We start from the raw sequence: 26,609 nt of genomic DNA on the forward strand, positions 1-26,609 counted from the left end.
TCACCCCTCTCTACAAGAGCTACCATCCTATACATCCAGTAATCGATCGGGATCGATACCTTGCGATCGCAGCATTTCCTCTAAGCGTTCTACACGTTGCTGGACTTGCTCCTTCGCCAGTCGCTCTTGCTCTGTGCGTTGTCTTTCCCGCTCTGTTGTATGCCGGAGTCTGTCAGCCAAATGCGCCAAATGCGCCGATCGCGCGTCTCTCTCTGGCGGCGGACTAGGCCTGTTTCTTCCATGCGATCGCGCGTCTCACCGTCCCGCCTACCTCTTGCAGTTTCTCTGTCGCCAATGCTGAAGTCGGCAAACCGTCTTCTTGCCACAAGCCCAAAGGGTGCAAGTCGGTTTTTTGGCGATCGACTGCTACGCTAAAACCGGGAATCCGCCCTCTGCCGGATATGTTAACAATTCTTATTGTTCTTAAACTAGAAAGAGTAAATCTAGTTTGCAATCAGAATTTATGTTGCTTCCACCCGACCAACGCACCAAGTTAGACGACACCGACGACAATTTGTTCTATTCCGCTCCCCGGTTTGTGACTCACGTAGACGATGGATTCATTCAGCAACTCACCGATTTATATCGGGAACGGCTGAAACCGAATACTCGGATTTTTGATATGATGAGCAGTTGGGTTTCTCACTTGCCTGACGAGATGCAATTTGCCCATGTGGAAGGGCACGGCATGAATGAAGACGAGTTGGCAAAGAATCGCAGACTGAATCATTATTTCGTGCAGAATTTGAACGCAAATCCTAAACTGCCGCTGCCGGATGCAGAGTTTGACGCAGTTGTCAACTGTGTTTCGGTACAGTATTTGCAGCACCCGGATGCGATTTTTGCGGAGATTCACCGGATTTTGAAGCCTGGTGGAGTAGCAATTATGAGCTTTTCCAACCGGATGTTTTATCAAAAGGCGATCGCGGCTTGGCGGGAAGGATCGGAGGGCGATCGGGTAGAATTAGTCAAGGGTTACTTTGATTCCGTCAAAGGAGCGAACATACCCGGGTTTAGCAAGCCGGAAGTAATTGTTCGCAAGGCTAACTTGCCGAGTTTTATGCAAATGCTGCGAATAGGAAGCGGCGATCCATTTTATGCGGTAGTTGCTTACCGCCAAAGTTAGAATTTTTTTGGCAGTAAGGACTTTAGGACTTTAGGTGGAGATTGAAAGCACTAAAGTCCTTACTACAAAATGATCGGAAGCTACGCTCTTTAGGTTAGGATATATTTAATATTTGCTCCTAAAATATGGAAAACCAGCTTTTGCAGCGCCTCACACTCGATCCAAATATCTGCCACGGAAAACCCTGTATTCGCGGTCTCCGATATCCAGTAGAGTGGATTCTTGAATTACTCAGTTCTGGTATGAATGCTAAAGAAATTATAGATGACTATGACGATTTAGAACATGAGGATATTCTATAGCAAGTCTATTTGAGTCGTGAATGTAGAACCACCTGAAACGTTTGTGATGATTGAATCCATTGTTTACAAATCAAATGGTTTTGCTATAGCTGCTTTGCTATTGGCCGCGCGGCTGACTCAAGTGAAAAGCATATACCGAGTATTGTAGTTCATCAGTAATAATAAACTAGGGTAACACCTTGATATGAAACCATATCACCAAATATCTATTAACGAATCTGGCGAACCTTTAGTCCCTATTCCACCAGAACATTTTGTTTTTGAAATGCCACACCCTTATCAAAAGTTGGGTGCTCCCTATCACAATAGCAAAGCAGATTCGCCTTACTATTTGCGGCAAGGAGTTGTAGATAGTTTAATCGCCGCTCAAGCCCAGCTACAGCAAAATTATCAAAATTGGAAAATTCTGATATTTGACGCTTATCGCCCGGTGGAAGTCCAGCAATTTATGGTAGATTATACTTTTAATCAAATTGCCCTAGCTCAAGGCTGCGAATTTCCAGTTTCCGAAGAGAAACGCCAAGTGATTATAGAACACGTATATCAATTTTGGGCAGTACCGAGCCTCGATCGCGCGACGCCTCCCCCTCACAGTACAGGTGCAGCTTTAGATATAAATTTAGTGGATGAAAATAATCTGCCAATTAATATGGGTTCTCCGATTGATGAAATATCAGAACGTTCTTATCCAGATTATTTTGCTAACAGCAATCACCCACAAGAACAGCAATATCACCGTCACAGGCAAATCTTGAAAAATGCGATGATAAATGCGGGTTTTCAGCAGCATCCTAACGAATGGTGGCATTTTTGTCAGGGCGATCAGATGTGGGCTTGGTTGACAAATCAAAACAATAGTGGTAATCAATTGATTGCCCGATACGGGCGCTATTAAAACGGTACGCAATTAAATCTGTACTGCCGCACTCGCAACCTTGAGAAACCGGGTTTATTGATAAAAAATCTCAGCTTTTAGGTGCTTTCTTCGGCAAGAAACCTGGTTCCTGACAGTCTATGCGTCTAGGACTATAAAAGCTCGATCGGCATAAATAATTTGTATCAGAAGACACGGCAACTATTGCCAGCGGGGTAGCGGTGGTTTAAAATCAACGAGAGCGAACAAGTGCAGGCAAATCAAGCAAGCACTGCAAACCCTAAAGGATAACTCAGAGTTCACCCAATGAAAGCACTCATCCTCTCTGGCGGCAAAGGAACACGCTTGCGTCCCCTCACCTATACGGGTGCTAAGCAGTTGGTTCCTGTAGCAAATAAGCCGATACTGTGGTACGGAATTGAAGGAATTGTGGCGGCTGGGATTACGGATATTGGGATTATTATTAGTCCCGAAACCGGTGAAGAGGTGAAGACGAAAACAGGAGATGGATCTCGCTTCGGTGCAAAAATTACTTATATCTTGCAAGCAGAGCCAGCGGGACTCGCTCACGCGGTGAAAGTTGCCCGACCATTTTTGGGCGATTCTCCGTTTATTATGTATTTAGGAGATAACTTAATCCAGAATCAGTTAGATCCGTTTTTAGAGATTTTTAACAAGCAGAAACTAGACGCTCTGATTTTGCTGCGTCCAGTTCCCAATCCCTCTGCTTTCGGTGTTGCAAAAGTTGATGATAACGGGCGAGTTTTGCAGTTAGTAGAAAAACCACAAGTTCCGCCATCGAATTTAGCACTGGTGGGGATTTACTTTTTTGCTGCTACTATTCACGAGGCGATCGATCAAATTCAACCTTCGCCCCGGGGCGAACTCGAAATTACCGATGCCATTCAACAACTCATCAATAAGGAAAAACACGTAGAAGCCTGCAATTTAGAGGGTTGGTGGCTGGATACGGGGAAAAAAGACGATTTGCTGAGTGCAAACCAAATCATTTTAGATAGCTGTATCGTAGCTTCAACTGAATTAAAAGTAGACGCAAAAAGTCAAATTATCGGACGAGTCCAAATAGGCGAAGGAACGGAAATCATTAATTCTACAGTTCGGGGGCCGGTGGTAATTGGGGAAAATTGCCGCATTGAAAATTGCTTTATCGGGCCTTACAGCAGTATTGCCGATCGCGTGACGATGATTGATGCTGATATCGAACACAGTGTAATATTGCAAGGGGCGAAAATAGTTGGCATTCACCAGCGAATTGTTGACAGCGTAATCGGGCAGCGAGCTCAACTGACTATTGCGCCAGCTCGTCCAAAAGCTCTGCGGTTTCTGATTGGTGATGACAGTCAAATTGAGTTAGCTTAAATTGAGATATTGCCAATATCCGAAGCAATAATCCTGATTTAACAAGAGATGAATTTTCTTGTGGGGAGTAGGGTTGGGCATCCTGCCCGCCCTTGAACAGCCAAGATGCCTGTTCCACAATTAGTTACAATTATTATTCAAGCAGCCAAGATGCTTGTTGCATAATAAGTCATACTAAGTTATCTAAAGGAGGCGGAAGATTGCAGTACGAAGAAATACCAACTCAACAGATAATAGATAAATTGCGGCAAACTTTGGAGCCGCGAATTGGTATTGCACAGCCGTCGCTGCTGGGAAGAGAAAATAGTGCGATCGCCCAAAATGAAGATGACGAAGATATCGCCCTTTTAAAGGCGGGTTTCGACATTTATAACATCCCCATTACCTCTTACCAAAGGCGGCTTGGTTCCGCAGTAATTGCTGTTAGGAAAATAGTCAGAAAATTGCTCAGACCCGTACTGGAACGACAAGTAATTTACAATTTTGCGAATACCCGCGTCGTTCAAACATTGAGCATTCAATTGCAAAAATTGCAAGAAAATCAACAAACTCTAGAGAAAAAAATTAAATCGGAGTTCAGCAGCGCATCTCCCGAAGTTACAGCACAGCTTGAGACTCAACAAAAGGCGATCGCAGCTTTTCAGTCGGAAATAGAGCAAATTAAAGCAGTGCAGCAGCAACATACTGCTATTTTAGAGAAGATTACCGCTCAATTGCTCGATCAACCACAATAAAGCATCAAAGATGACCCAAAATAATTTGGTCACAAGGCCCCAGATTTATTCGCGAGAGCAATGCTTCAATCAAAAATATAAACTTATTCAATTCCTCAATCGAAAATCCCAAATTCCAAATCGAAAATTCCTCAATCCTTCAATTTTTCAATCGAAAATTCTTCAATTCCAAATCCCAAATCGAAAATTATTCAATCCTTCAATTACTCAATCTAAAATCTAAAATCTAAAATCTAAAATCTAAAATCGAATGACTGCACTGCCAATATGCTCGTTAATTATAGTTAACTATAACGGTCTGCGCTACACGAAAGATTGCTTAAAATCTCTACAAAAACTTGCGTATCCCGAACAGCAACTCGATTTAATTGTAATTGATAATTGTTCTCAAGACAATTCCGTTAATTCCCTTCGCGAACTGTTTCCGAAAGTTCGCGTTTTTGTCAATTCCGCCAACAACTTTGCTAAAGCTCTCAACCTCGGCATCAGCAAAGCAAAAGGGCAATATATCGGCTTTCTAAATAACGATGCCACCCTTGACAGTCGCTGGTTAGAGATTCTTGTCAAACTGCTAGAAACTAATAAGAATGTCGGTGCGACTAGCGGCAAATTGTTGTTTAAAGACGGGCGAATTAACAGCGCAGGTATTCAGCAATTACCTAATTTTTATTGGCAAGATGTCGGTTTTGGCGAAAAAGATTCGGGACAGTACGATACAGAACGGGAAGTCGAAGGGCTTTGTTGGGCGGCGGTGCTTTTTCGGAGAGAATGTCTGGAAGATGTCGGGCCAATAGATGAAGATTTTGTGATGTATTTCGAGGATGTAGAGTTTGCCAAACGCTGCCACAAACGCGGTTGGAAAATGCTTTATACTCCCGCAGCTATCGCCCATCACGAATATCGGGGTTCGAGTAAAGGAAGCAAACTGACAGAGTATTTCTGCAACCGCAATCGGTTTTTGTATTTGGCGAAACATGAACCGTTGCAATTAGTCAAAGCAATTCACACTTCGGATTTTTTTACTAATAAGCAGTACGATTTGCTGTTCGAGAGTTTATTTATAGCGATTAAAAAACTTCTAGATTATCAGAAACCAGAAATCATCGAAACTGTATTGCCACAGTTGTCGGAAAAGTTGGCGGTGATTTACAGTCGGATGAAGATCGATCGCATTTTGTCTCGCTTACAGGTGGTTCGGGGCGATCGCAAAATGTCGATCGCCATTTACGATCATGGGCTGCATTTTATTGGTGGCGGTCAAAAATACGTCGCTACCCTCGCCTCGCTGTTACAAAATGAATTTGACATTACTTTTATTGCTAACAAACCAGTTGCTGTTTCCGATTTAGAATCGTGGTACGGACTCAACCTTTCAGGATGCAAAATTAAAATTATTCCCTTGGCGTTTTATGAGAAACGCGGAATGCAGTGCATCGATTCCAGCATCATCGTGGAGGATATGGAAAATCCCTTTGATGAAATTGCCAGAGAAAGCAAAAACTACGATATTTTCATCAACGCGAACCAACTGGAAAAAGTTAAACCACTGTCGCCAATCTCAGTATTTTTCTGTCACTTTCCCAATACCTTCCGCAACCGTCACTTTGCTGTCGATGATTACACTTTCATTATTGCCAACAGTCTATTTACCGTCAAGTGGTTGGAGAAACGCTGGAACCTACAGCCAACTTTTCTGCTTTATCCGCCCGTGGAAATGGCAACAGTTAAAGTGCCGAAAGAAAACATAATTTTGGCGGTGGGACAGTTTGAAGCTGGGGGAACAAAAAAGCAAATTGAACTAATTAAAGCTTTCCGCAGTTTGCTAGCGGATTACCCCGAAGATTTTCAAGGATGGCGACTAATTTTAGTTGGCAGCAGCATTCCGAAAAATCCTTATTTAAAGACTGTTCAGAATTTATTGAAGCAAGATTCAAGGGCGATCGATCTAAAAGTCAATGTTGACTTCGATGAGGTAAAATCGCTTTATGCTAGAGCAAGCATATTTTGGCACGGCTGCGGTTTGGGTGAAGTCAATCCTCAAAGATTTGAGCATTTCGGGATGGCGACTGTGGAAGCAATGCACAACAGTTGTGCTCCGATTGTTTTCAACGGCGGCGGCCAACCGGAAATTGTCGAACATGGGCGATCGGGCTTTGTGTTCAATACCGTTGAGGAACTTTGTCAGCATTCACATCAACTAATTGTTAATCCTGATTTGCTAGCAGAACTTCAAGCTGGTGCACAGCAACGCAGTCAGAACTTTAGACTTGCACATTTTGAAAAAAAAGTCAATAGTTTTTTTGATATTATTCATCAAGAGTATGCTACAATTCGGCTGCCAAATCCTGCCGATATAGCTCAAATGCTCGATCGAACTTAAAGGCTAATTCAAGCGTGTCTAACCCACTTTTAATCAATTTATCCTTCTTAAGTCCTGAACCAACGGGAATCGGAACTTATGCAGCTAATCTTTTCCCGCAACTGCAAAAGCTAAAACCAACATTACTTACTTCCCAGCAAATTGACAATTATACTTGCTATCAAATCCCAGAAACTCTGACACCGGATCGAGGGTCGAAAGGACAAATTAACAGGCTGCTGTGGACTCAATTCAACTTGCCAAAGATTTACAAAAAATTGCAGTCAAGCCTGATATTTTCCCCTATTCCCGAAGCACCTTTGTATTCCGGCTGTCGCTACATTGTCACAGTTCACGATTTAATTCCTTTGCGGTTTCCCCAACGGTTTTCTAGATTAACAGCTTATTTCCGCTACTACATACCGCAGGTTTTGCGACAAGCAGAACACATTATTTGCGATTCTCAAGCAACGGCGGCAGATGTTGCTAATTTTTTCCACATTCCGCCTGAGAAAATGACCACAATTCCCCTAGCTTGCGATAATATTAATTTTAGATATCTCGACTTGCCAACCAAAAATTATTTTCTTTATACGGGTAGACACGATCCTTACAAAAACTTAGAAAGATTAATTGCTGCATTTGCGAGTTTGCCCGATCGCACAAATTACGAATTGTGGCTAGCAGGGCCTCCCAATGCCTACACACCGCAGTTGACAGCACAAGTGGAAGAATTAGGTTTACAATCTTTGGTAAAGTTTCTCGGTTACGTTCCTTATTCTCAATTGCCCGTATTGATGAATCAGGCGATCGCCCTAGTTTTCCCTACACTTTGGGAAGGATTCGGCTTACCAATTTTAGAAGCAATGGCTTGCGGCACACCCGTCATCACATCCAACCTGTCATCGATGCCAGAAGTAGCCGGAGATGCCGGATTATTAGTCAATCCTTACAGCGTCGGAGAAATAGCCGAAGCCATGCAAACAGTAGCCACAGATTCAAAAGTGCGATCGAACTTAAAAACTGCTAGTTTAGCCAGATCATCTCAATTTAGCTGGCACAAAACCGGAACAGCAACCGCCAACATCTTACAACAATATCTTTAAATCTTCCCTCTCTTCCTTTCTCCTCTCTGCGTCCTCTGCGCCCTCTGCGGTTAAAAAAATCCCACCAAAAACCGCAATCTACATATTATCCCATGCCCAATCCCCAATCTAACTTACTAATCAACCTTTCCTTCCTAATTTCCAAACCAACCGGCTTAGCCATCTACGCCAAAAACCTATTTCCCCACCTAAAATCCCTCAACCCAACATTACTAACCGCCGAAAAATTCCCCAATAGCAATTGCTACCAAATCCCCCCAAACCTCACACCAGAACAAGGAACCAAAGGACACATCAACCGATTACTGTGGACACAAACCCAACTCCCCAAAATTTACAAACAGCTAAAATCTAACCTGTTATTTTCCCCAATTCCCGAAGCTCCTTTATTTGCAGGTTGCCGCTATATAATTACAGTACATGACTTGATAGCGCTGCGATTTCCCCGCCGCTTCGATCCTCTGACGCCTTACCACCGCTATTACATTCCCCAAGTGCTGCAGCAGGCTCAACACGTCATCTGCGACTCAGAATCAACTGCCAAAGATATCGCTAATTTTTGCAAGATTCCTACTAATTTAATTACGCCAATTTTCCCCGGATATGATACCAGTTTTTTCCGTTTTTTAGACTTGCCAACAAGCAATTATTTTCTTTATATCGGTCGCCACAATCCTTATAAAAACGTGCAGCGAGTTGTAGCAGCCTTTGCTGCTTTGCATCATAATTCCGAATACGAATTGTGGATAGCAGGTTCGGAAGACAAACGCTACACGCCGCTGCTGAAGGCACAGGTTCAAGAATTGGGATTGGTCGATCGAGTAAAATTCTTAGATTACATTCCCGCGGCCGACTTGCTCAAAGTCATCAACCAAGCGATCGCCCTGGTTTTCCCCAGTCTTTGGGAAGGATTCGGCCTCCCCGTGCTCGAAGCAATGGCCTGCGGCACTCCTGTCATCACCTCTAACCTGTCTTCAATGCCCGAAGTGGCGGGGGACGGCGCCTTATTAGTCAACCCCTACAGCGTCGAGGAAATTGCTTCGGCTATGCAAGAGCTTGCAGTCGATGCCAAAGTTCGATCGCACTTGCGGAAGCTCGGTTTAGCCAGAGCAAAACAATTTAGCTGGGAAAAAACAGGCTTGGAAACTGCTGCTATTCTCGATCGATATCTTTAACGAAGGAAGTTCGGCAACGGATTTGGTAACGGATGTAAGGGATGTAACGGATGTTGAGAAGAAGGAAGAGGGAAGTTCGGCAACGGATTCGGTAACGGATGTAACGGATGTAACGGATGTTGAGAAGAAGGAAGAGGGAAGTTCGGCAACGGATTCGGTAACGGATGTAACGGATGTAACGGATGTCGAGAAGAAGGAAGAGGGAAGAGGGAAGAGGGAAGAAGGAAGTAGGCCGATTTAATGACCAATGCCCCATGCCCCATCCCCCATGCCCAATTCCCAATTCCCAATTCCCAATTCCCCCTCCCCCTGACAGCCTGAGTTAGGGACTGTAGCCTCTTTTACTTATTGATACCCAACTGATCGCCGCGCTTGTACTGCTGATAAGCAGCAAAAAACAGCCCCGCCAGAGTAACAAAGATTAGACCCAGAACAATACCTGAAAGCAGCGGTTCTACCATGAGAGCTCCTTAACGTTAAGATTTAACAACCTATTTTTAATATTACCAGCACTTACACAGATGGATTTTCCGAAAAACGTCCTTCCGGGAGTATTAGATCTTGCTCTCCCCGCTGCGAACGATTAAGCTATGTTATGAGAAATAAATTTTCTTGTAGATACTATTTTTAATTGAACTCCTTTGAATAACCAACTTGCCAGGAATGAAATTAAAAACCCGATCGAGCGACTGGCCATATTTGCGCTAGCGGTGTTGCTTGCCATCATCTTGGCAATTATCACAATTCGTCACTTTCAAGTCGCAGATCCTTACGTCAAAAGCGTACTATCCCTCACGGGCAACCCGTTTCAGGGTTCCGCCATCTTTCAAATGAACTGTGCGGGTTGTCACATCTCCGTTTCAGACAGTCAAGTCGGGCCCAACTTGCACGGAGTGTCCGAGCGCAAATCCGAATTCGATCTGATCCGGCAAGTTACCAGCGGGCAAACCCCACCAATGCCACAGTTTCAGCCGAGTCCGCAAGAAATGGCCGACTTGCTGAAGTATCTCGAACAAATTTGACAAAAGAAGGGGAACGGAATTTGTTCCCCTTCTTTGGCAAAGCCTCGAAACCTATGCTTAGAGGTTCTGCTTTCCGTTAGTCCCTCTCTGCTGGGACGGCAGGCAAGTGTATGCTCGACTTTAACTGCCGAGTTTGATCTGCGGACTAAACCAGCAAGCTAAAACTTTGAGCCGATAACTGGCTCGGCTGTACGCCCGTCAGTATAGCCAAAATCTGGTCGCTGTTGGCGATTCCGATCGCCGTCGAGCCATTAGTTTCGGTTAACGACAGTTGATTGAAGTCCAAGCCTCCCACCAACCCGATCGAATCAACTCCTGCGGTGAAGTTGAAAATCGTGTCAATTCCTCCGCCCGCTGACAAGACAAAGCCATTGCTGCCACTGCCACCGACGAGGGTATCGCTGCCAATGCCACCAAAGAGCAAGTTATCGCCGGTGCCACCAAAGAGCAAATCATCACCGCTGCCGCCAATTAAGGTATTGTTACCGTCGTCGCCGCAGAGAGTGTCATTGCCTTGATCGCCAAATAGCACGTCGTCGCCAGCGCCTCCCAAAATTACGTCATCGGCTTTGCCCCCGTACAATAAGTCATTGCCTTCGTCGCCAGAAAGAGAATCGTTGCCACGATTGCCATAAATCGTATCGTTACCGCGATCGCCAAAAACCAGGTCAAAGCCTTTGCCACCGAAGAGAGTATCGCTATCGATGCCTCCGTAGACAGTATCGTTGGCCATATTGCCATTGATATAGTCACCGCCCCCTCGACCAAAGATCAAATCGTTGCCGCTCAACCCGAAGATAGAGTCACTGCCGACACTACCCACGATCGTATCGTCGCCGTTAGGGCCATTGATCACATTACCCGCTGAAGGAGTGCCCGCCTCATTGGGAGTAGCTATCCTGGGGAAGTTCTCAGGGCAAACCAAATCTGTCGGTACAGGTTCAGGTGTCGGCGTCGGCGTCGGTACAGGTGGTGTCGGCGTCGGCGTCGGTACAGGTGGTGTCGGCGTCGGTACAGGTGGTGTCGGCGTCGGCGTCGGTACAGGTGGTGTCGGCGTCGGCGTCGGTTCAGGTGTCGGCGTCGGTGCAGGCGTCGGCGTGGGTACAGGAGGCAGTGGCGGAGGCGTCGGAGTCGGCGTCGGTTCAGGTGTCGGCGTCGGCGCTGGGAAGTTCCCGAAGTTGATGCCGCTGACAATAGCGCCCGAAGTTAGGGTGATGTCGGCGGGTTGGGGTGTGCTTTGGGTAAACCCAGGTTGGTTGATTTCCGTGACGCGGTAGGTTCCCGGGGTTAGGTTCGCGAACAGGTAGTTGCCACTGTTGTCTGTGGTAGTCGTAACAGGATCAGGAGCAGTTCCAGCTACGACATTGGTTAACTGAATTTGGAAATTGGGTAAACCCTGTTCTCCAGCATCCTGAGTGCCATTGTTGTTGGTGTCTTGGAACTTCAGACCTTGGATCGCCCCGGGTTGGGGCAGGAAGTTGCCGAAGTCAATGCCTGTGATGTTATCGGAGGGATTAACCGTAACGGGGGCGGGGTTGGGGGTCGTCTGCGTCCAGCCATTTTGCTGGACTTCCCTTACCTGGTAAGTACCTGCGGGTATATCTCGGAGAGTGTAGTTGCCCGCTGCATCAGTGATGGTAGTGGGTTCGCCCTGCTGAAAGATGCCATCGGGAGTGATACTGTCGAGGAATATTTGCCAGTTACCTAGCCCCAATTCTCCGGCATCCTTAACGCCGTTGTTGTTGAGGTCATTGAATTTTTGACCGCTGATAGTGCTCGACTGGAAGTTGCCGAAGTTGATATTAGCGATGTCTTGACCGCTGGTGACAGTGATGTCATCCGGGTCGGGGGTAGTTTGCGTCCAAGTAGGCTGCAAGACTTCCCGCACCTTGTAGGTTCCTGCTGATAAATCGAGGAATTGGTAGTTACCGGCGGCATCGGTGAGGGTGTTCGGTTCCCCGGTGTCGAGAGTGCCGTTATCGTTGGTATCGAGGAAGAATTGCCAGTTGGCCAGCCCTAGTTCCCCGGTATCTTGTACCCGGTTGCTGTTGAGGTCATTGAACTTAAGACCACTAATCGAGTTGGGTCTGAAGTTGCCGAAGTTGTTGTTTTGGGAGTCTGTGCCGCTGGTGACGGCGATCGTAAACGCGCCGGAAAGAGTAGGCGTAGCTTCGTTGACGGGGGGCACAATTTGCGTCCAGCCTGTTTGTGGCACTTCCCGCACTGTATAAGTGCCGGCTGGCAAGTTGGTGAACTGGTAGTTACCGGCGACATCGGTGACGGCGGCGTTAGTGCCTGTTTCGGCTGCTACTGCGTCTTGCACGCCGTTATTGTTGGCATCCAAGTAAATTGTCCAGCCTCCTAGCGGTGGTTCTTCTGGCCCATCTTGGATGCCATTTTTGTTGAGATCGTTAAATTTGATCCCGCTGATTTTGCCCAACTGGAAGTTGCCGAAGTCTTGAGCCGTAATGTTTGTGCCGCTGACTGGGTTAATTGGATAAAAAGTCGGTCCGGCGGTTTGTGAGAATCCCGTCGGCACGTCTTCTCTCACAAAGTGCCGACCGGAGCCGACGTTGGCAAAGCTATACGTCCCAGCAGCCGCTGGCGCTGTCCCGGTAACTTGAGAGGCGATTTCCGCGTCACCCGTATCTAAAGTGCTGTTATCGTTAGTATCTTTGAACAAGCGAACGGTAGTGCCGTTGAGGGGGGTGTCGTCAGCAGAGAAGCCGTTGCCTGTGAGGTCGGTGAATTTGGTGCCGCTAACGGTGATGTTTTGGAAAACGCCGAAGTTTTGACCGGTGACGGGAGTACCGCTTTGGGCACTAACGAGAATTGCGGCAACGGGGAAAGAGATGCTGGAGTTGGCTGGGGCAGTGGCTTGTATCAGGTAATTGCCGGGGCCTATCTCCGAGAATGTGTAATCTCCGGCTCCTGCAGTGGTTTGTGCAGTGCCGACAACAGTATCTGTGCCGACTTCTAGCGTGCCGTTGGCGTTGGTGTCTTTGTATAAGTTAACGGTGATGCCGTTTAATACCGTGTCATCGGGCGTGAAGCCGTTGCCCCCGATATCGGTGTAGGTTTTGCCTGCGATCGATGTCAGTTGGAAGTTGCCGAAATTGGCACCCGTGACATTAACAATACCCGTATTTGCCGGAGTCGGGCCGAGGGTCTGCACCCAAGCAGTCGGAGGCGTTCCAGCGGGCGGGGCTTCTGTAATCGGAGTATCTGTTTTTACGTCGCGGAGGATGTAAGTGCCGTCGGCTGCGGTAGTAGCGCTCTTCGTGCCTACAGAAATCACCCAGCCCGGAAGACCTGGTTCAGTCGCCGCGGCACCTTGCAGGCTATCCCCGTTAAGGTCGTTGAATTTAACGCCTGTGACGATCGGGCCGTATTCATAAGCACCGATATCAACACTAGCGCCGATCGTCCGGGGAAAGCCAGCACCCCGCTGGTCAGTCGCACCCGCAGCAGCCGCAGCCGTGGCATCCCCAGTATCGATCGCCGGATTAGGAGTCCCAGTGCTGTCAGCCAAAGCATAAGTCAGGGGAACGCCTGTAGCCTGGTTCAATGCTGCGGTAGGGGCGATGACATTTGCTAGAGGAACGGTCAGTTGCTGGGTGGCAGGTAAATTGCTGCCAGCAACGATCCCGATCAAATTGTTGATACTGGTGGCGGCGAAAGAGGTTCCGAACACGTCGTCAGGATTCGCGCCGCCCAAATTCCCGGCGACGATCGAATTTCTGAGATCCACAATACCGCCGTTAGTAGCAATACCCCCCCCTACAGCAACAGCAGGAGCAGTCGCAGCCGCAGTATTAGCAGTGATAGTGTTGTTAGTCAGAGTTGCAGTAGCGCCGCTGTTGACAAAAATCGCCGCACCCGCGCCCTGTCCTGGTGTCGCCCCCACGCCGCCAGCCGCGCCTCCGGTTGCTGTGTTGCTGAACAAAGTGCTGTTGTTCAGGGTCAAACTGCCAGTATTAACAAAAATTGCGCCTCCCAAACCAGCACCGCCGCCGCCGCCGGCTGGGCTGCCGACGCCGCCCGGGGTGAAAGCTCCGACTGTCGTGCTGGCTCCGCCTACTGTACCGAAGCCGCCGCCTCCTCCGAAGCCCCCGACACCGCCGTTGCCGCCAACACCCCCGCCGCCGCCGCCGCCTCCTCCTCCGAAGCCGCCAGCGCCGCCAATGCCCCCAGGGCCGGCTGCACCTACTGTGCCACTGCCGGCGACGCCACCAGCGCCGCCGGCGCCTCCTCCTCCGCCTCCTCCTCCGAGGCCGCCAGCGCCACCAGCACCGCCAGGGCCGCCAACTCCGCCATTAGTACCGCCCGGTGTACCGCTGCCACCAACCCCTCCCGCGCCACCAATTCCGCCGTTAAGACCAGTTCCTGGCAATCCGCCACTGCCAGCGCCACCATTGCCTCCCGGGCCGCCGGGTCCACCTGCAGCGCCGTTATTTACCAAGCCGGGAAGACCAGTTTGACCGGGGCCGCCTGCGGAAACGAAGGGAAACAGACCTGCAAAATCGGTGTTGCCGCCTGGGCCTGCGACTGCGGGTGCGACGGGGGGGGGGCTGCCCGCGCCGCCGGTAGCGCTGTTGCCATTGAAGGTAACGCTGTTAACTGTGACAGTGCCGCTGTTGATAAATAGTGCGCCGCCCATGCCGGCCGCACCGCCGCCGCCGCCCGTACCGGCACCGCCTTGCGCTCGACCACCGGTCAGTGTCAGGTTGGAAAAGCTGACTGGGGCAGTCGCGCTGTCTACAAAAAAGCCCCGGTTATTGCCGAGATCTAGGGTGAAACCGCCGCCGGTAAAGGTGATGGGGGTGGAAATCCTGGGCAGAACCTGTCCCACCCCGAAGGCGATGTTGCCTGTGATGGCGATCGTGTCTGCATTGGGCAAAGCGTTAGCCAGAGTTATCGCATCTTGCAGTTCCCCAAATGTGGCGACTAAAACTGCACTATAAGCTTCCCTCGCCTCAGCAGAAAATGCCAAAGGTGTTTCAATGTTTCCCGTAGTTACTTCGAGTTCCCAGTCTCCACCCAACGCAGCATTCCCAGTCAAGTTATCGGAAGCGGCAATATTTGCTCCCGTGAGCTGGCTCAGCCTTTCCACGAAGGCGACACCTGCTTCTGTGGCGGCGACGTTGCAGCCGTAAAGCAGAATTTCTGGTTTAGCTGTAATTGAAGAGTTGGAGTTTGCTTCGGCTGCTGGCAAAGCAAACCATGTTTCTAAATAATTGCGGTAGCTTTCAATGTTGCTGAGATTTAATTCTGTGCCTCCCAGTTGCAAGCTGGCTGCTGCGCCGTGAGACAAAATGTGGACGGCTGCAATGTTTGGCCGCTGTTTAAGTGTTTCGGCGATTTGCTCGATGCCGTCGCGATCGGCTTTGAGAATAACAATTTCTGTATCGGGATTGACCGTTTCTGTTAAACTTTCGCAATCTTTAACTTGTGAATCTGCAAAAACAATCTGGTGTTTCGGTTCTTTATAGAGTTCCACGTTCAAATTCTCCTGGTACACGCACACATCAAATTCATATCACAAACCAACCGCAACAGCGATCGAGTTTTTTCCGGTGAGTGCGGATGAGAGTCGATCGCCCCTAATTTTCACCTAAATTGAATATTGACAAAAAACTTTTTTTATGCTTTCATGCCCTAAATGAGTTAGTTTGATTGCTTAGAAGTTTTAAAGGGGGATATTGTTCCGGCTGTTACAAAAATGTTGGAGAAGACTTGCGCGCTGTTTACTGATATACCAGAGATGGAGAAAACACCAGATTTTATAAAAATTATCAATCCAATAGTTAACTGAGGGCGATCGATATTTGTTAATCAAGAGTTATCAGTCACGGTTATTAGCTGTAAGCTGATATTATTTGGTAGTTGTTGGCTGCTGAATTATCGGTATGTGCGATCGAACAACCGCAGTCAACTTGCTTGGTAGTAAGGAATGCAAGTCCTCTGAGTTTTATGAAGGCTTGCATTCCTCACTAGAACCTTGATAACGGTTATTTTACAGGAATAGATAGGCTGACTCATGACTAACATTCCTAGAGACTATTAGACTCAATAAACCGGCAAGAGGAAAGAAAATTAGGCGTGGCAGTCCCGAATATTAACTCCTCTTCCAGTTGTGTGCGTCCAAGGCTCACTAATTACCAAGTTTCTTCAGCCGGGTTATTGGAATTGCTCCAGATTTCCACATCTAAATCATTGAGATACATCAGAGCCGTTTCAATCTGTTTAGTTGTACCGTTAAGTTCCAAGTCAAACCAACCGTCATCTAAAGTTTTGACACCCAACAAAGCGGCATTAAAATTCACCGTCAAACCGTATTCAGAAATCAGGTTAGAGATTACAGGTTCCTGATGGTACTCTTTAGGAACACGAATGCGAATGCGGGTTTGAGTTGGTCTGCTGTCACCACTATCAGATTTGGGAATATCTGATTCTTGGGTTCTGTGAAAATCGCCGATCGCCTCAAATTGAGATTCGCTAGTGTTGTGAGCTAACATTTAAGCCTCCTGATGTTTGTTTCAGTTTATATTTTGCACCAATATCTTGTAGGGTGCGGATCTGCGATATTTTCGATATTCCAACCAGATTGTCGATAGCGTCGCAGCTTAATAATGACTGGTTTGAGGGATGAGGTTGACAGCGCACCCTAAAGCCCTAATGACTAATGACTAATGACTAATGACTAATGACTAATGACTAATGACTAATGACTAATGACTAATGACTAATGACTATTCTTCAACTTCTTTAATCCTAGTTTTTCGTTCTAAAATCTCCTTAAGAACGAGGGTAACAACTGCTAAAAGACCGAGAACTACCGCAGCCGAAAATGCGGCCTGCGTCGCGTACTGCTTGTAAGCATCCTCTACAAACAAAGGCAAAGTTTGCGTTTTTTTAGCAATATTTCCAGACACCACCGAGACTGCTCCAAATTCTCCCATTGCTCTAGCATTGGTCAAAATTACTCCGTAAAGCAATCCCCAGCGAATACTGGGAAGCGTGACATTCCAAAAAATTTGCCAGTCATTTGCTCCCAAAGTTTTCGCCGCCTCTTCTTGATCGGTTCCCACTTCTTCCAAAACAGGAATTACTTCGCGCGCCACAAAAGGCAAGGTAACAAAAGCAGTAGCCAGCACCATTCCAGGGAAGGCAAAAATAACCCTGATATTTGCCGCATCCAGCCACGGCCCGAACCATCCCACCCGACCGTAAAGCAGTACAATCATTAAACCTGCAACTACGGGAGATATGGCAAAAGGCACGTCTAAAATGCTAATTAATAGCGTGCGGCCCGGAAATTTATGGCGGCCAATTACCCAGGCGGCACACAAACCGAATACTGTATTTATAGGCACAACTATCAGAGAAATCACTAGGGTAAGTTGCGCTGCGTGCAGAAAATCTGGCGATGTTAAGTTAGCAAAAAATGGCCCTACTCCCTTTCTGAAAGCTTGGTAAAAAACGTTGAGGGTGGGGATAAATAACACAAGAGCAAGATAGCCGAGCGCAATTCCGATTAAAGTGGGTTTGACCCACGCTTTTTCTTGACGCCGGCTAGAACCAACGGGCGGAAATTTGTTGTTGTAATCAGCGGGTGAATTGATATTAGCCGTCATAGCGTCTTCTCCATGCTTGTAAGAGATTAATTGCGAACAGCATTGTCAGGGAAATAGCTAACATGACAGTGCCGATAACTGTTGCTCCTGCATAGTCGTACTGTTCCAATCTTTGAAAAATTAATACTGGCGCGATTAAATCTTTGAAGGGTATGTTAGAAGCTACAATTACAGTAGAGCCGTACTCGCCAACTGCTCGCGAAAAGCCGAGTGCTACTCCGGTTAAAATAGACGGAAATAGCGGCGGCAAAACTACCCGCCAGAAGGTTTCAAATTGAGAAGCACCTAAGCACCAAGCTGCTTCTTCGATCTCTTTTTCCATTTCGTGTAAAACTGGCTGTACGGTTCTAACTATAAATGGCAAGGAAATAAATATCATCGCTATACCTACGCCCAATCGAGTAAAGGATATCTTGATTCCCAAAGGTGCAAAAAGCGAACCAATCCAGCCGTTATCGCTGTAAACTGTGGCGAGGGTTAAACCTGCGACGGAGGTAGGGAGTGCAAAGGGTAAATCGACGACTGCATCTATAATCCGTTTTAATGGAAAGTCGTAGCGGACTAATACCCAGGCAATTAATGTGCCGAATACTCCGTTAATTAATGCCGCAATTAATGCCGTAAAGAAGGTGACATCGTAGGCGGAAAGGGCGATCGGACTGGTGGCAATTTTCCAAAATTCTGCGGGGCTTGCTGTGCTGGCTTTCAGCAGCAATGCTGCAACTGGAACTAACAGCATTAAGCTGAGGTAGCCTAGGGTGATTCCCCAAGGTAATGTGATTTTGCCGATCGCCCTTTTGATATTTTCGATCGGAGATTGAGGGTTACTGATTGCAGATGATTCAGCCATAAGTGAAGAGTTTTGAGTTGGAAAGAATAATTGCTGTAGGGGCTGGTTTTACCAATAATAATTGCCTAAAACCAATCATCTCGTAAACCCGCCCCGGCCACTACTATCTAATTGAACCTTGGATTTTGTCAAAAACAGCTCCGTCATCGAAGAATTTCTGCTGAATATCTCCCCAACCTCCTAAGTCTTGAGCTGTAAAGAGGGTTTTGATGGGGGGATATTTTTGGGCAAATTCCGGTTCCGCCGTTACTGTCGCATCTACTGGGCGGAAGCCTGCTTTAGCAAATTCTCGCTGAGCTTCCGGGGTGTACAGAAATTTGACAAATGCTTCGGCGACTTCGCGAGTGCCGTGTTTATCAACGTTTTTATCGACGATGGCAATGGGATTGTCGATCGACACATTCACGTCTGGAATAGTATAAGTCGGTTTTTCGCCTTTCTCACCAGCCAAAATAACCTCGTTTTCGTAATTAATTAAGGCGTCGCCTTGGCCTTGTTTGAAAAATACATCGGTGGCTTCGCGGGCGTCTTTAGTCAGGATGGGGACATTTTTGTAGACTTTGCTAGTAAAATCTAATGCTTTGGCTTCGTCTCCTCCGGTTTTAACAACCGAACCCCAGAGTGCGAGGAAATTCCAGCGTGCAACGCCTGATGTTTTGGGATCTGCAGTAATCACTTTTACTCCGTCTTTGCTTAAATCTTCCCAGGTTTTGATGCCTTTGGGATTGCCTTCGCGGGTGACTATTGCTCCTACGGATTTGCTGACTATGCCTTCGTTGGGGACTTCTTTTTCCCACCCAGGCTCAATTAGTCCGGCTTTTTCGATTCTTTGAGTGTCGAGGGCGAGGGCTAGGTGTACGATGTCTGCATCTAAACCGTCAATTACGGCGCGAGTTTGGGAACCGGAACCGCCGTAGCTTGGGTAGAAGGTGACGGTTTGGCCTTTTTCTTTTTGCCATTGTTCTACGAATTTGGGAATTATGGCTTCGTGGGCGGCTTTGGTGACGGCGAAGGATACTAGGGTTAATTCTACATTGCCTTTGTTGGCTGCTGGGCTACCACCGCCTGGAGTGGTTGCGGGGTTGTTGGTGGTTCCCTGACCACAGGATGCAACGGCGAGACTTAAAGTTATTCCCACTAAAAATAGCGACACAAATCTTTTCAGGGCAGTCAATGATTTATTTGTGCTGGCTGATGGCTCTTGCGGCCAGTGAAGGTGTTGAGTTAGGCGTTGCCACGGACTCATTATATTTGTTCCTAAGCGAGAAAGTACGGTTATTAGGTCGGAATACCGTAATTATGGTTGTGAAGTACGATTATAGACAAGAGCGAGTGAAATGGCAACAAAAAAAACGAATTTGGTAAACTCAGGGTCGATCGCATATCTTGAAGTCTTTTCCGTCGGTGTTTTCGATTCAGATTCGGGGTAAAATGTAAAGTGTATAAATAAATATTATTATTGAGTTAAGGTGCTAAGCTGGCGCGGCTGCACGATACGCCTGCACGATACGCCTTACATATACAATCGGCCGATCGCCCAAATGTAATAGCCCTGCCCAGAGTCCCCACCCCAGCGAGATATACCTGACTCGCGCGATCGCCCTTAAGTAAGAAAAAGTTTTAACTGGTATGTCCTTACCCCGCCCAGTCTCAGACACCCTAATTGAACTGTTGAAGCCTGTAGCCTCTGAATTGGGAGAAAGATTGGGGGCAAACGCTGTCAGCGAACGCTATGCAGAAATTGAGCCATCGGGTTCTTCAGCTTTGAACCAGCAAATCAAAAAAGACCCCCGCTGGATTAAAGCACAAATGAGATATTTGCAGCGGCAGCAGGCCAGAGAACAAGAATTAATCGCGATCGCCGGCGCAGAAGAAAGGGTAAAGGAAGAACGGGCTAATCGAATTAAGGCACAAGAAGTAAGAGATAAGCGGGCAATTAGCCGACTTTGCCGCGACTTAATGCGGGAGTTTCAATCAGAAGCAATTCGAGTTAAGCTGAGCGAAATTCAAACTATTTGGGACAGGGACAACTGGTTTTCTAATTTGAGCAGGCAGGAAACTGAACAGATTTTGCAGCAGCAGCAGCACCGATTGCTGCTGTTAGTTGCTCCCGCAAAAATTAGCCAAGATTGCCCGGATTCGTTTCGCCACAATCTGAATATCGAGCTGCCGGCTAAGTTAAGAGCTTTTTTGAACCAGCACTACCCCCCGCACGGAGATTTGTGCCCGGTTCAGTTTTACGGAGACTATTTCAAAAAATCTATTTCTGATATTGATGTGGAGCGGTTGCAGACTGTGTTGTCTCCCGTACCGACAGCTATACTGTACAGCGATATCAGCGATTATGAAGTTAATTTTCATGTTGGTTTTTGGGGAGTCATCAATCAGAGCGTTTCTCTAGTGGCGATGCAGCCTTGGAATTGGGAAGAGGTTTATCACCAGTTGGAGGCAGAGGGAAAAGATAGAAAGCTGAGCCTGCGGATTATTCGGCAAATAATTGTGACTATTCACAAGTTATTGGCCGCTTTTTTAGCGGATTTGTATTATTTAAATATCGATTTTACTCACGAACCTCAGTTATTTAATTTAGAGGCGGAATTTGCTCAGGAATGGTTTTCTAAAGATTGGGCAAAACCGTATATTGAAACTCTTAAAGAAATTCAGGAGCAGCAGCGAATAGTCTATAAGGGAGAGATGCGGCGGCTGGCGCTGCGAGAGGCGAAAGCTAGGGCGGAACGCCAGCGTTTGGAGGAGGCTGAACTCAAACGCAGAGAGGAAGCTGAGGCGGCAGCTAAGCGGGTGAAGGAATTAGCTCACAAATTAAAACATCAGAAATGGCGGTGTGTATATACGCTGCCGGGACATTCATCGTTTGTGAATTCTCTGGCGATTAGCCCTGACGGCAAAATTTTGGCTAGCGGTAGTTGGGATAAAACTATTAAGATTTGGGATTTAGAAACCACGGAATTAATTGGCACTCTGACGGGACATTCCGATCGCGTAAATTCGGTTGCTATTAGCTATGACGGAAAAATGTTGGTCAGCGGTAGTTCGGACGAAACAATTAAGTTTTGGAATTTGCATAACGGCGATTTGCTGTGTACTTTTCCGGGACATTCTATGGAGGTGAATTCGGTGGCGATTAACCCGAAGCGTCTGGTAATTGCTAGCTGCGGCGGGGCTGATAATACGATTAAGCTATGGAATTGGCGGAGTGGTGAGTTGCTGCGGACTTTGAGGGGTCATTCTGACAATGTGAATTCGGTGGTTTTTAGCCCGGACGGTAAAATATTGGCCAGTGGCAGTTCGGATGCGACGAGCAAGGTTTGGGATGTGGAAAGTGGCAAGTTGCTGCGGACTCTTTCGGGGTTGAATGTTGGGGTGAATTCTGTGGCGATCGCGCCGGACGGTCAGATTCTTGCTAGCGTCAGCAATGATTATACGATTAAGCTGCGGAATTTGCACACGGGCAGTTTGTTGCGGATTTTAAATACTAATTCTGGGAGGGGAAACGGTGTAACGAATTTAGGAACGAATGAGGCGGTGCATATTTTGCAGAATTATGTGAGTCGGGGCGAGTCGGTTGCTATCAGTCGGGACGGTTTGACTTTGGCTAGCGGGTGCGATGATAATACGATTAATATTTGGAATTTGCAGACCGGGGAGCTGTTGAGCACTCTTAAGGGACATTCGGGTACGGTGTACTCGGTGGCGATCGCACCTTCGGGCAATTTGCTCGCCAGCGGGAGTGCGGATCAGACGATTAAGATTTGGCGCTGCGATTCGTGAGTGGGCCCAAAAGCATCGGGCATTGCTCAGAGGAAGATCATTTTTGTTCAGCCCTTGCGGGGAGAGATTTTGGGGGAATTTGAAAAAAAAGTTGGCTGGGGGGGTTGCGCTGATGACTATAAGTTTGCTATATTAAGTTTCACTGCTGGTGTAACTCAGTTGGTAGAGTAGCTGATTTGTAATCAGCCTGTCGCAGGTTCAAATCCTGTCACCAGCTTTATAGCTCAAACCAAGGTTAGATAACACTTCTAGCCTTCTGCTCATTTCTAGGTATGAAGTGGGTCTAGTACCACAATACCTGTTTCATACCCAACTAAGGTCTTAAAGCTAGGCTTTATAAGTAAATCAAAATTCTTTAGATAGAAAGATAATTACTTCCTAATAATTCTACTTGCCTAGACCCTAAGCGGTCACATCTCACTCTATCCCTCTTAAATCGAGTTTTAAGGCTCCTCTACACAATAAATGTAGATTCATACCCCTACGTGCCTTATAGCTCCATGTAGCTCAATCTAGAGGCATATAATATGATTGGTTTTAGTTATAGAAGCTTGAGTTTGCATTGAAATAAATTATGTAATAGAAGCACATAGGGAAAGCGGGTTACTCCAACCTCAACCATTTAGCTATCGTCTCTACTCTGTTCCTATAGATACTCATATTTCATATATACTTTCCTATATCACTTTTTAGATATAATGTCCTATCTTAGTAGTGTATAAAAAGTGCGAAGTAAAGCTAAGCTAGATAGGGATTTAGAGCTGGTTGGCTATCTAGTAGGGTAAGGGTTCATTAGTAGATCGTGGCATTGGCTCGACTACTTACACATCAGGAGTAGAAGGAGTTACCTGTATAGACTCAATCGCTGGTGTTGTGGGCTTAGCAGGAGACAAGATAAACTTCTCATCTACATTATAAAGACGTTGCATATATGGAACATCCCCCGTCAATTGCTCTATGTAGGATTTAAACTTTTGAACAACACTATCAAGTGATATATTCATCATCATCGACAATTCAGCAGCGTCTTGACCTTTGTCTGACCGCTCGTCTTGGTACGCCATAAACAAAAGTAACAGCTTGACAAGTCGAGGGGGATAGACCAATTCCTTACTCAACTGATCTAAACGCTGTGCAAACGGTTTTGAGTATAACCATTGCTCAAAGAAAGAGAAAAGGGTTTCTGCTATTACTAGGTCATTATTCGGATTAGTGGGTATTGCGATTATTCTCGTTTGTTCCCGTTCATAAGCTTCTAGAGGTTGCCAAACAATTGTTTTGTCATTGAGTAAGCTAAAGGTTGCGACCGTTGCTGTATTATCCTTTAAGAGGAGATGCTGACCTAGTTGATCCTCCGTCCAAGTAACTGATATTTCCTTTGGACTTTCACCCTTGATCTCTTTGTAGACAATCTCACCTTTTTTGTTTTTTGTACCCTTACCGAGTCGGTATTCGTAACGGATATTTTCGGTTGAACGATATGCCCAAGTTGTGTGTCCGAGTACGCTTAGGTCTAGCATGGTTGACTCCATTGTTTGTGTGTTTTGTTGACTTCTACTAATGACTTTTAGTTAAGGTTTTATAGTTTAGTAGCTACCTTTACAGATACCTGTAAAGAAAGAGCTAGAGTATTCACCACACGTACCCTAACTGTTTCTCTTTAGTTTTCTGTCATTACATCGACTGTTGGAGTAGGAGGTGACGTGGTTGGTTCTACTGCTGTTTCCAGTATCACTAGAGAGGTCTATTCAGTGGGTTTGACTGCTTGTAGAGCAAATGTTTCGTCTAATTCGTAGATTCGCTTCATATGGGGGGTATCCTGTACCAGACCTGATATTAGGTTCTTATAGGTTTCTCCTACCTTGTCTAGGGATACTTGCATATCACTTCCTAGTAATTCGGTTTCTGTAGATATTTCTGTCTGTTCTGCTGCATAAGACATATACAGTAGTAGTAGCTTTACTAATGCAGGAGAATATGCTCGTCTACGAGAGCATAGGCTTAGGTGTTCGGCAAATCCTTGACTCACTAGCCATTGTAAAAAAAATTGCTCTAGAGACGTACTCAGTATAGGGTCGTACTGATACCAGGTGGGAATTGCAATCTGTCTAGACAACTTATTAAAACCCGATAAAGGTTTCCACTGAAGTGAGTCATTGTTCAGTTTAGAAAAAGTTGCAACTATCACGCTATTATGCTTAAAGATGAGATGCTGTTCGCTACCATCTGTTTCCCAACATATACTCAACTTTTGGGGAGATTTTCCCTTACTTTTAACATACCTTATTTTCCCTTTTTTGTTCTGTTTGCGCTTGCCAGAGATATACTCAAGCTCAGTTTCTTTCCAGCTTTCGTAGCCAAACGGACGGTATAATCCGAACTTATTGAACCCAAAACCTCGCTCAGGTTCATTTATTATACGTTGATGTTCCTTTTCTAGCTTAGTACCTATTTCACCTAGGGTTTTACCAAAATTTAAAATCTCATGTTTCCCTATGGCTTCACTTGGGAACTCATCAAATGTTAAGCTTCGAGAAACATAAAGTATTAACTCAATAACTTTAGAGCAAACTTCCTGAGAATCGTTATTAACAGAGACGTTTTTATTTAACAAATAAAACACATAGTAAAGGATATCCTCTAAAATGTATTCACTAGCAGGAACGCATAAGTAATCAACTATATATGTTAAAACTCGACCCTGTATTTTTGATAATTCATTATTGTTTTTAATTAAAGATAAGGCAATTTCTTCAATAAGTTTTCTTTCCTTTTTGAACCAACTTAACCATGACGGAATATCAATTTTATGTGTATCCACTAAGCTTAGACCTTGAAGCCTACACTCCTTAAGCTCATTAATACTTGAGATTGTTTGATTAGGATTATTAATTATGGCTTGGTCGAGGATGTCTTTAAACTTAGTCTGGAATTTTTCTAAGCTTTGTTCTCTACTCTCTGAATCCTTACTGGGTTCACCGGAATGGGTATTGCCCTTTCTTTCCAACTTACAGTTCTTGCCTGTCTCTTTGAAATGAGAGAAGTGAGGAACTCTTTTTCCCTCTATACATGGCTTATGGAAGACAAGTTCCCTACACTCACGATGAGGACAAATTAGACTCAGCTCCTCATGCGATAAATAGTTTAATCTTTCATCAGTAGCGGTGATTTCTTCAGCTAAGAACATAGATATAGCCACTTCCATAATACTTAACTCCTTTATTTTTGGTAATTATGATTATGAATTTAACAGTAGTCCTCTGCATATACTGTGACTTAAATCACCTAATTGTCTGAAGCCTTAAAATTCTATAGCAATAGTTTTAGCTATTTATCAGTAGGTGACTTTATCCTGACAAGTGTAACTGTGTAACTATGTAACTGTAACTCAACTAACTTTAACACCATTGGATCTTTATTTTCTCCGGGTCTATCAATTAACTAGATTTACCGATCGATCCAAACGATTACTTAAAATTTTACAGTTACACGGTTACACAGTTACAAAATAGCTGAACCCCGTGATATATAAAGGATTCAGCTTGGAACTCAACCGTAACTGAGCAATTACCTAGTTACAGCCACAGGTACTTGCCAGTATCTACCCGACTTACCGTTGACTCTACTAGCTTTAGTGGGTTTTTCTAAGCCTAAACCTGTCAGAATATTAGTAATCCTTTCTTGATCTTTTTTAGTCCAAGACTTAGGTTCTTTTCCTATAGCCTGTGTTAAGACATCGCTCAAAACAAAAGGCTTTTCTTGTTTCTCTACCCAATCAGCTACTATATCTTCCCACATATCATTTGCTTCATATTTTTTATTTACGGCATTAAGCATTTCTTGCTCAGTTTCATTTAAGTAGATAGGATAATTATCTTTATAGGCTTTAACAGCACTAGCCCAAATCAAATCTCTATTTTCTTTTACCCAGTCAATATCTATTTTCTCGTTTACATCTAAGCACCAAAATCTTCTATTACCTGTAGGATCAACTAAAAACTTATCTTTGTTCGTTGTACCTACCAGAATAAACTGTCGAGGGATTGTAATCGGTTTACTATCATAAGGCTTGCGATAGGTGTCGCTTGTTTTCGTAATAAACCCCTTTAATTTACTTAAGAGATAAGGTGTAAGACTATCTTCACACTCTCCTAGCTCAATAATCCACTTACTATTGCAAACCCAGGGCTATTTCGTTCTAGACAGTAGGCAGGGTTTAGGTTTAGAGTTTAGAAGTCGGATTCACCCTAACTTA

22 protein-coding genes and 1 tRNA gene are annotated in these 26,609 nt (G+C 45.8%); 12 read left to right on the forward strand and 11 right to left on the reverse strand.

All coding sequences use genetic code 11. From position 1 onward, the window contains the following. Nucleotides 1–27: 27 nt before the first annotated feature. Both QUB44_RS23245 and QUB44_RS23250 read right to left on the reverse strand, forming a co-directional pair. Nucleotides 28–180, reverse strand: coding sequence for a hypothetical protein (locus QUB44_RS23245; protein WP_333371145.1), 153 nt, complete (start codon nucleotides 178–180; stop codon nucleotides 28–30). A gap of 43 nt (nucleotides 181–223) precedes the next feature. Next, nucleotides 224–454: a hypothetical protein gene (locus QUB44_RS23250; protein ID WP_333371147.1), complete on the reverse strand. Its 231-nt coding sequence runs from the start codon at nucleotides 452–454 to the stop codon at nucleotides 224–226. 9 nt (nucleotides 455–463) lie between these two features. Between QUB44_RS23250 and QUB44_RS23255 the strand changes: the two genes are divergently transcribed. The 9 genes from QUB44_RS23255 (at nucleotide 464) to QUB44_RS23295 (ending at nucleotide 9,297) form a co-directional block, all read left to right on the forward strand. Further along, nucleotides 464–1,126 carry a class I SAM-dependent methyltransferase gene (locus QUB44_RS23255; RefSeq protein WP_333371149.1) on the forward strand — a complete coding sequence of 221 codons (663 nt, stop codon included), beginning with the start codon at nucleotides 464–466 and terminating at the stop codon, nucleotides 1,124–1,126. A gap of 140 nt (nucleotides 1,127–1,266) precedes the next feature. Continuing rightward, nucleotides 1,267–1,428 (forward strand): DUF433 domain-containing protein, encoded by a 162-nt coding sequence (locus QUB44_RS23260; RefSeq protein WP_333371151.1) that lies wholly within the window; start codon nucleotides 1,267–1,269, stop codon nucleotides 1,426–1,428. Nucleotides 1,429–1,612: 184 nt separating this feature from the next. Then, nucleotides 1,613–2,323 (forward strand): M15 family metallopeptidase, encoded by a 711-nt coding sequence (locus QUB44_RS23265; RefSeq protein ID WP_333371153.1) that lies wholly within the window; start codon nucleotides 1,613–1,615, stop codon nucleotides 2,321–2,323. A 285-nt stretch (nucleotides 2,324–2,608) separates the two neighbouring features. Then, nucleotides 2,609–3,682 carry a glucose-1-phosphate thymidylyltransferase gene (locus QUB44_RS23270; RefSeq protein WP_333371155.1) on the forward strand — a complete coding sequence of 358 codons (1,074 nt, stop codon included), beginning with the start codon at nucleotides 2,609–2,611 and terminating at the stop codon, nucleotides 3,680–3,682. Nucleotides 3,683–3,882: 200 nt separating this feature from the next. Continuing rightward, entirely contained in the window at nucleotides 3,883–4,416 is a 534-nt protein-coding gene (locus QUB44_RS23275) for a hypothetical protein (protein WP_333371157.1), read from the forward strand. Nucleotides 4,417–4,666: 250 nt separating this feature from the next. After that, on the forward strand, nucleotides 4,667–6,796 hold the full coding sequence (locus tag QUB44_RS23280) for a glycosyltransferase (protein ID WP_333371159.1): 2,130 nt from the start codon (nucleotides 4,667–4,669) through the stop codon (nucleotides 6,794–6,796). Nucleotides 6,797–6,810: 14 nt separating this feature from the next. Next, nucleotides 6,811–7,881 carry a glycosyltransferase family 1 protein gene (locus QUB44_RS23285; protein ID WP_333371161.1) on the forward strand — a complete coding sequence of 357 codons (1,071 nt, stop codon included), beginning with the start codon at nucleotides 6,811–6,813 and terminating at the stop codon, nucleotides 7,879–7,881. A 92-nt stretch (nucleotides 7,882–7,973) separates the two neighbouring features. Next, nucleotides 7,974–9,056 carry a glycosyltransferase family 1 protein gene (locus QUB44_RS23290; protein WP_333371163.1) on the forward strand — a complete coding sequence of 361 codons (1,083 nt, stop codon included), beginning with the start codon at nucleotides 7,974–7,976 and terminating at the stop codon, nucleotides 9,054–9,056. A gap of 22 nt (nucleotides 9,057–9,078) precedes the next feature. Then, entirely contained in the window at nucleotides 9,079–9,297 is a 219-nt protein-coding gene (locus QUB44_RS23295) for a hypothetical protein (RefSeq protein WP_333371165.1), read from the forward strand. Between the two features lie 100 nt (nucleotides 9,298–9,397). On the opposite strand, the gene petG is transcribed toward QUB44_RS23295, so the two are convergent. Continuing rightward, on the reverse strand, nucleotides 9,398–9,517 hold the full coding sequence (gene petG / locus QUB44_RS23300) for a cytochrome b6-f complex subunit V (RefSeq protein WP_006632329.1): 120 nt from the start codon (nucleotides 9,515–9,517) through the stop codon (nucleotides 9,398–9,400). Nucleotides 9,518–9,697: 180 nt separating this feature from the next. On the opposite strand from petG, the gene QUB44_RS23305 reads away from it, so the two are divergent. Beyond that, entirely contained in the window at nucleotides 9,698–10,078 is a 381-nt protein-coding gene (locus QUB44_RS23305; protein ID WP_333371167.1) for a cytochrome c, read from the forward strand. 145 nt (nucleotides 10,079–10,223) lie between these two features. Here QUB44_RS23305 and QUB44_RS23310 read toward each other — a convergent pair whose 3' ends face one another. The 5 genes from QUB44_RS23310 to QUB44_RS23330 form a co-directional block, all read right to left on the reverse strand. Continuing rightward, complete coding sequence (locus QUB44_RS23310) at nucleotides 10,224–15,578, reverse strand: DUF4347 domain-containing protein (RefSeq protein WP_333371169.1); 5,355 nt, start codon at nucleotides 15,576–15,578, stop codon at nucleotides 10,224–10,226. A gap of 658 nt (nucleotides 15,579–16,236) precedes the next feature. Beyond that, entirely contained in the window at nucleotides 16,237–16,596 is a 360-nt protein-coding gene (locus QUB44_RS23315; protein ID WP_333371171.1) for an NIL domain-containing protein, read from the reverse strand. Between the two features lie 234 nt (nucleotides 16,597–16,830). After that, nucleotides 16,831–17,715: a sulfate ABC transporter permease subunit CysW gene (cysW, locus tag QUB44_RS23320; RefSeq protein ID WP_333371173.1), complete on the reverse strand. Its 885-nt coding sequence runs from the start codon at nucleotides 17,713–17,715 to the stop codon at nucleotides 16,831–16,833. Then, entirely contained in the window at nucleotides 17,705–18,565 is an 861-nt protein-coding gene (gene cysT, locus QUB44_RS23325; RefSeq protein ID WP_333371175.1) for a sulfate ABC transporter permease subunit CysT, read from the reverse strand. The genes cysW and cysT overlap by 11 nt, the downstream gene beginning before the upstream one ends. A gap of 103 nt (nucleotides 18,566–18,668) precedes the next feature. Next, nucleotides 18,669–19,811 carry a sulfate ABC transporter substrate-binding protein gene (locus tag QUB44_RS23330; RefSeq protein ID WP_333371178.1) on the reverse strand — a complete coding sequence of 381 codons (1,143 nt, stop codon included), beginning with the start codon at nucleotides 19,809–19,811 and terminating at the stop codon, nucleotides 18,669–18,671. Nucleotides 19,812–20,194: 383 nt separating this feature from the next. On the opposite strand from QUB44_RS23330, the gene QUB44_RS23335 reads away from it, so the two are divergent. Further along, on the forward strand, nucleotides 20,195–22,354 hold the full coding sequence (locus tag QUB44_RS23335; protein ID WP_333371180.1) for a WD40 domain-containing protein: 2,160 nt from the start codon (nucleotides 20,195–20,197) through the stop codon (nucleotides 22,352–22,354). A gap of 144 nt (nucleotides 22,355–22,498) precedes the next feature. Further along, nucleotides 22,499–22,571, forward strand: a tRNA-Thr gene (locus QUB44_RS23340). 604 nt (nucleotides 22,572–23,175) lie between these two features. Here the strand turns inward: QUB44_RS23340 and QUB44_RS23345 are convergent. The 3 genes from QUB44_RS23345 to QUB44_RS23355 form a co-directional block, all read right to left on the reverse strand. Next, on the reverse strand, nucleotides 23,176–23,874 hold the full coding sequence (locus QUB44_RS23345; RefSeq protein ID WP_333371182.1) for a hypothetical protein: 699 nt from the start codon (nucleotides 23,872–23,874) through the stop codon (nucleotides 23,176–23,178). A 224-nt stretch (nucleotides 23,875–24,098) separates the two neighbouring features. Continuing rightward, the gene (locus tag QUB44_RS23350; RefSeq protein ID WP_333371184.1) at nucleotides 24,099–25,559 is read right to left on the reverse strand and encodes a hypothetical protein; all 1,461 of its coding nucleotides are present in this window, start codon (nucleotides 25,557–25,559) and stop codon (nucleotides 24,099–24,101) included. Nucleotides 25,560–25,921: 362 nt separating this feature from the next. After that, nucleotides 25,922–26,518 carry a VapE domain-containing protein gene (locus QUB44_RS23355; RefSeq protein ID WP_333371186.1) on the reverse strand — a complete coding sequence of 199 codons (597 nt, stop codon included), beginning with the start codon at nucleotides 26,516–26,518 and terminating at the stop codon, nucleotides 25,922–25,924. Nucleotides 26,519–26,609 lie beyond the last annotated feature (91 nt).

The sequence above is a fragment of the Microcoleus sp. AT3-D2 genome, from assembly GCF_036705715.1.
Lineage (GTDB): Bacteria > Cyanobacteriota > Cyanobacteriia > Cyanobacteriales > Microcoleaceae > Microcoleus.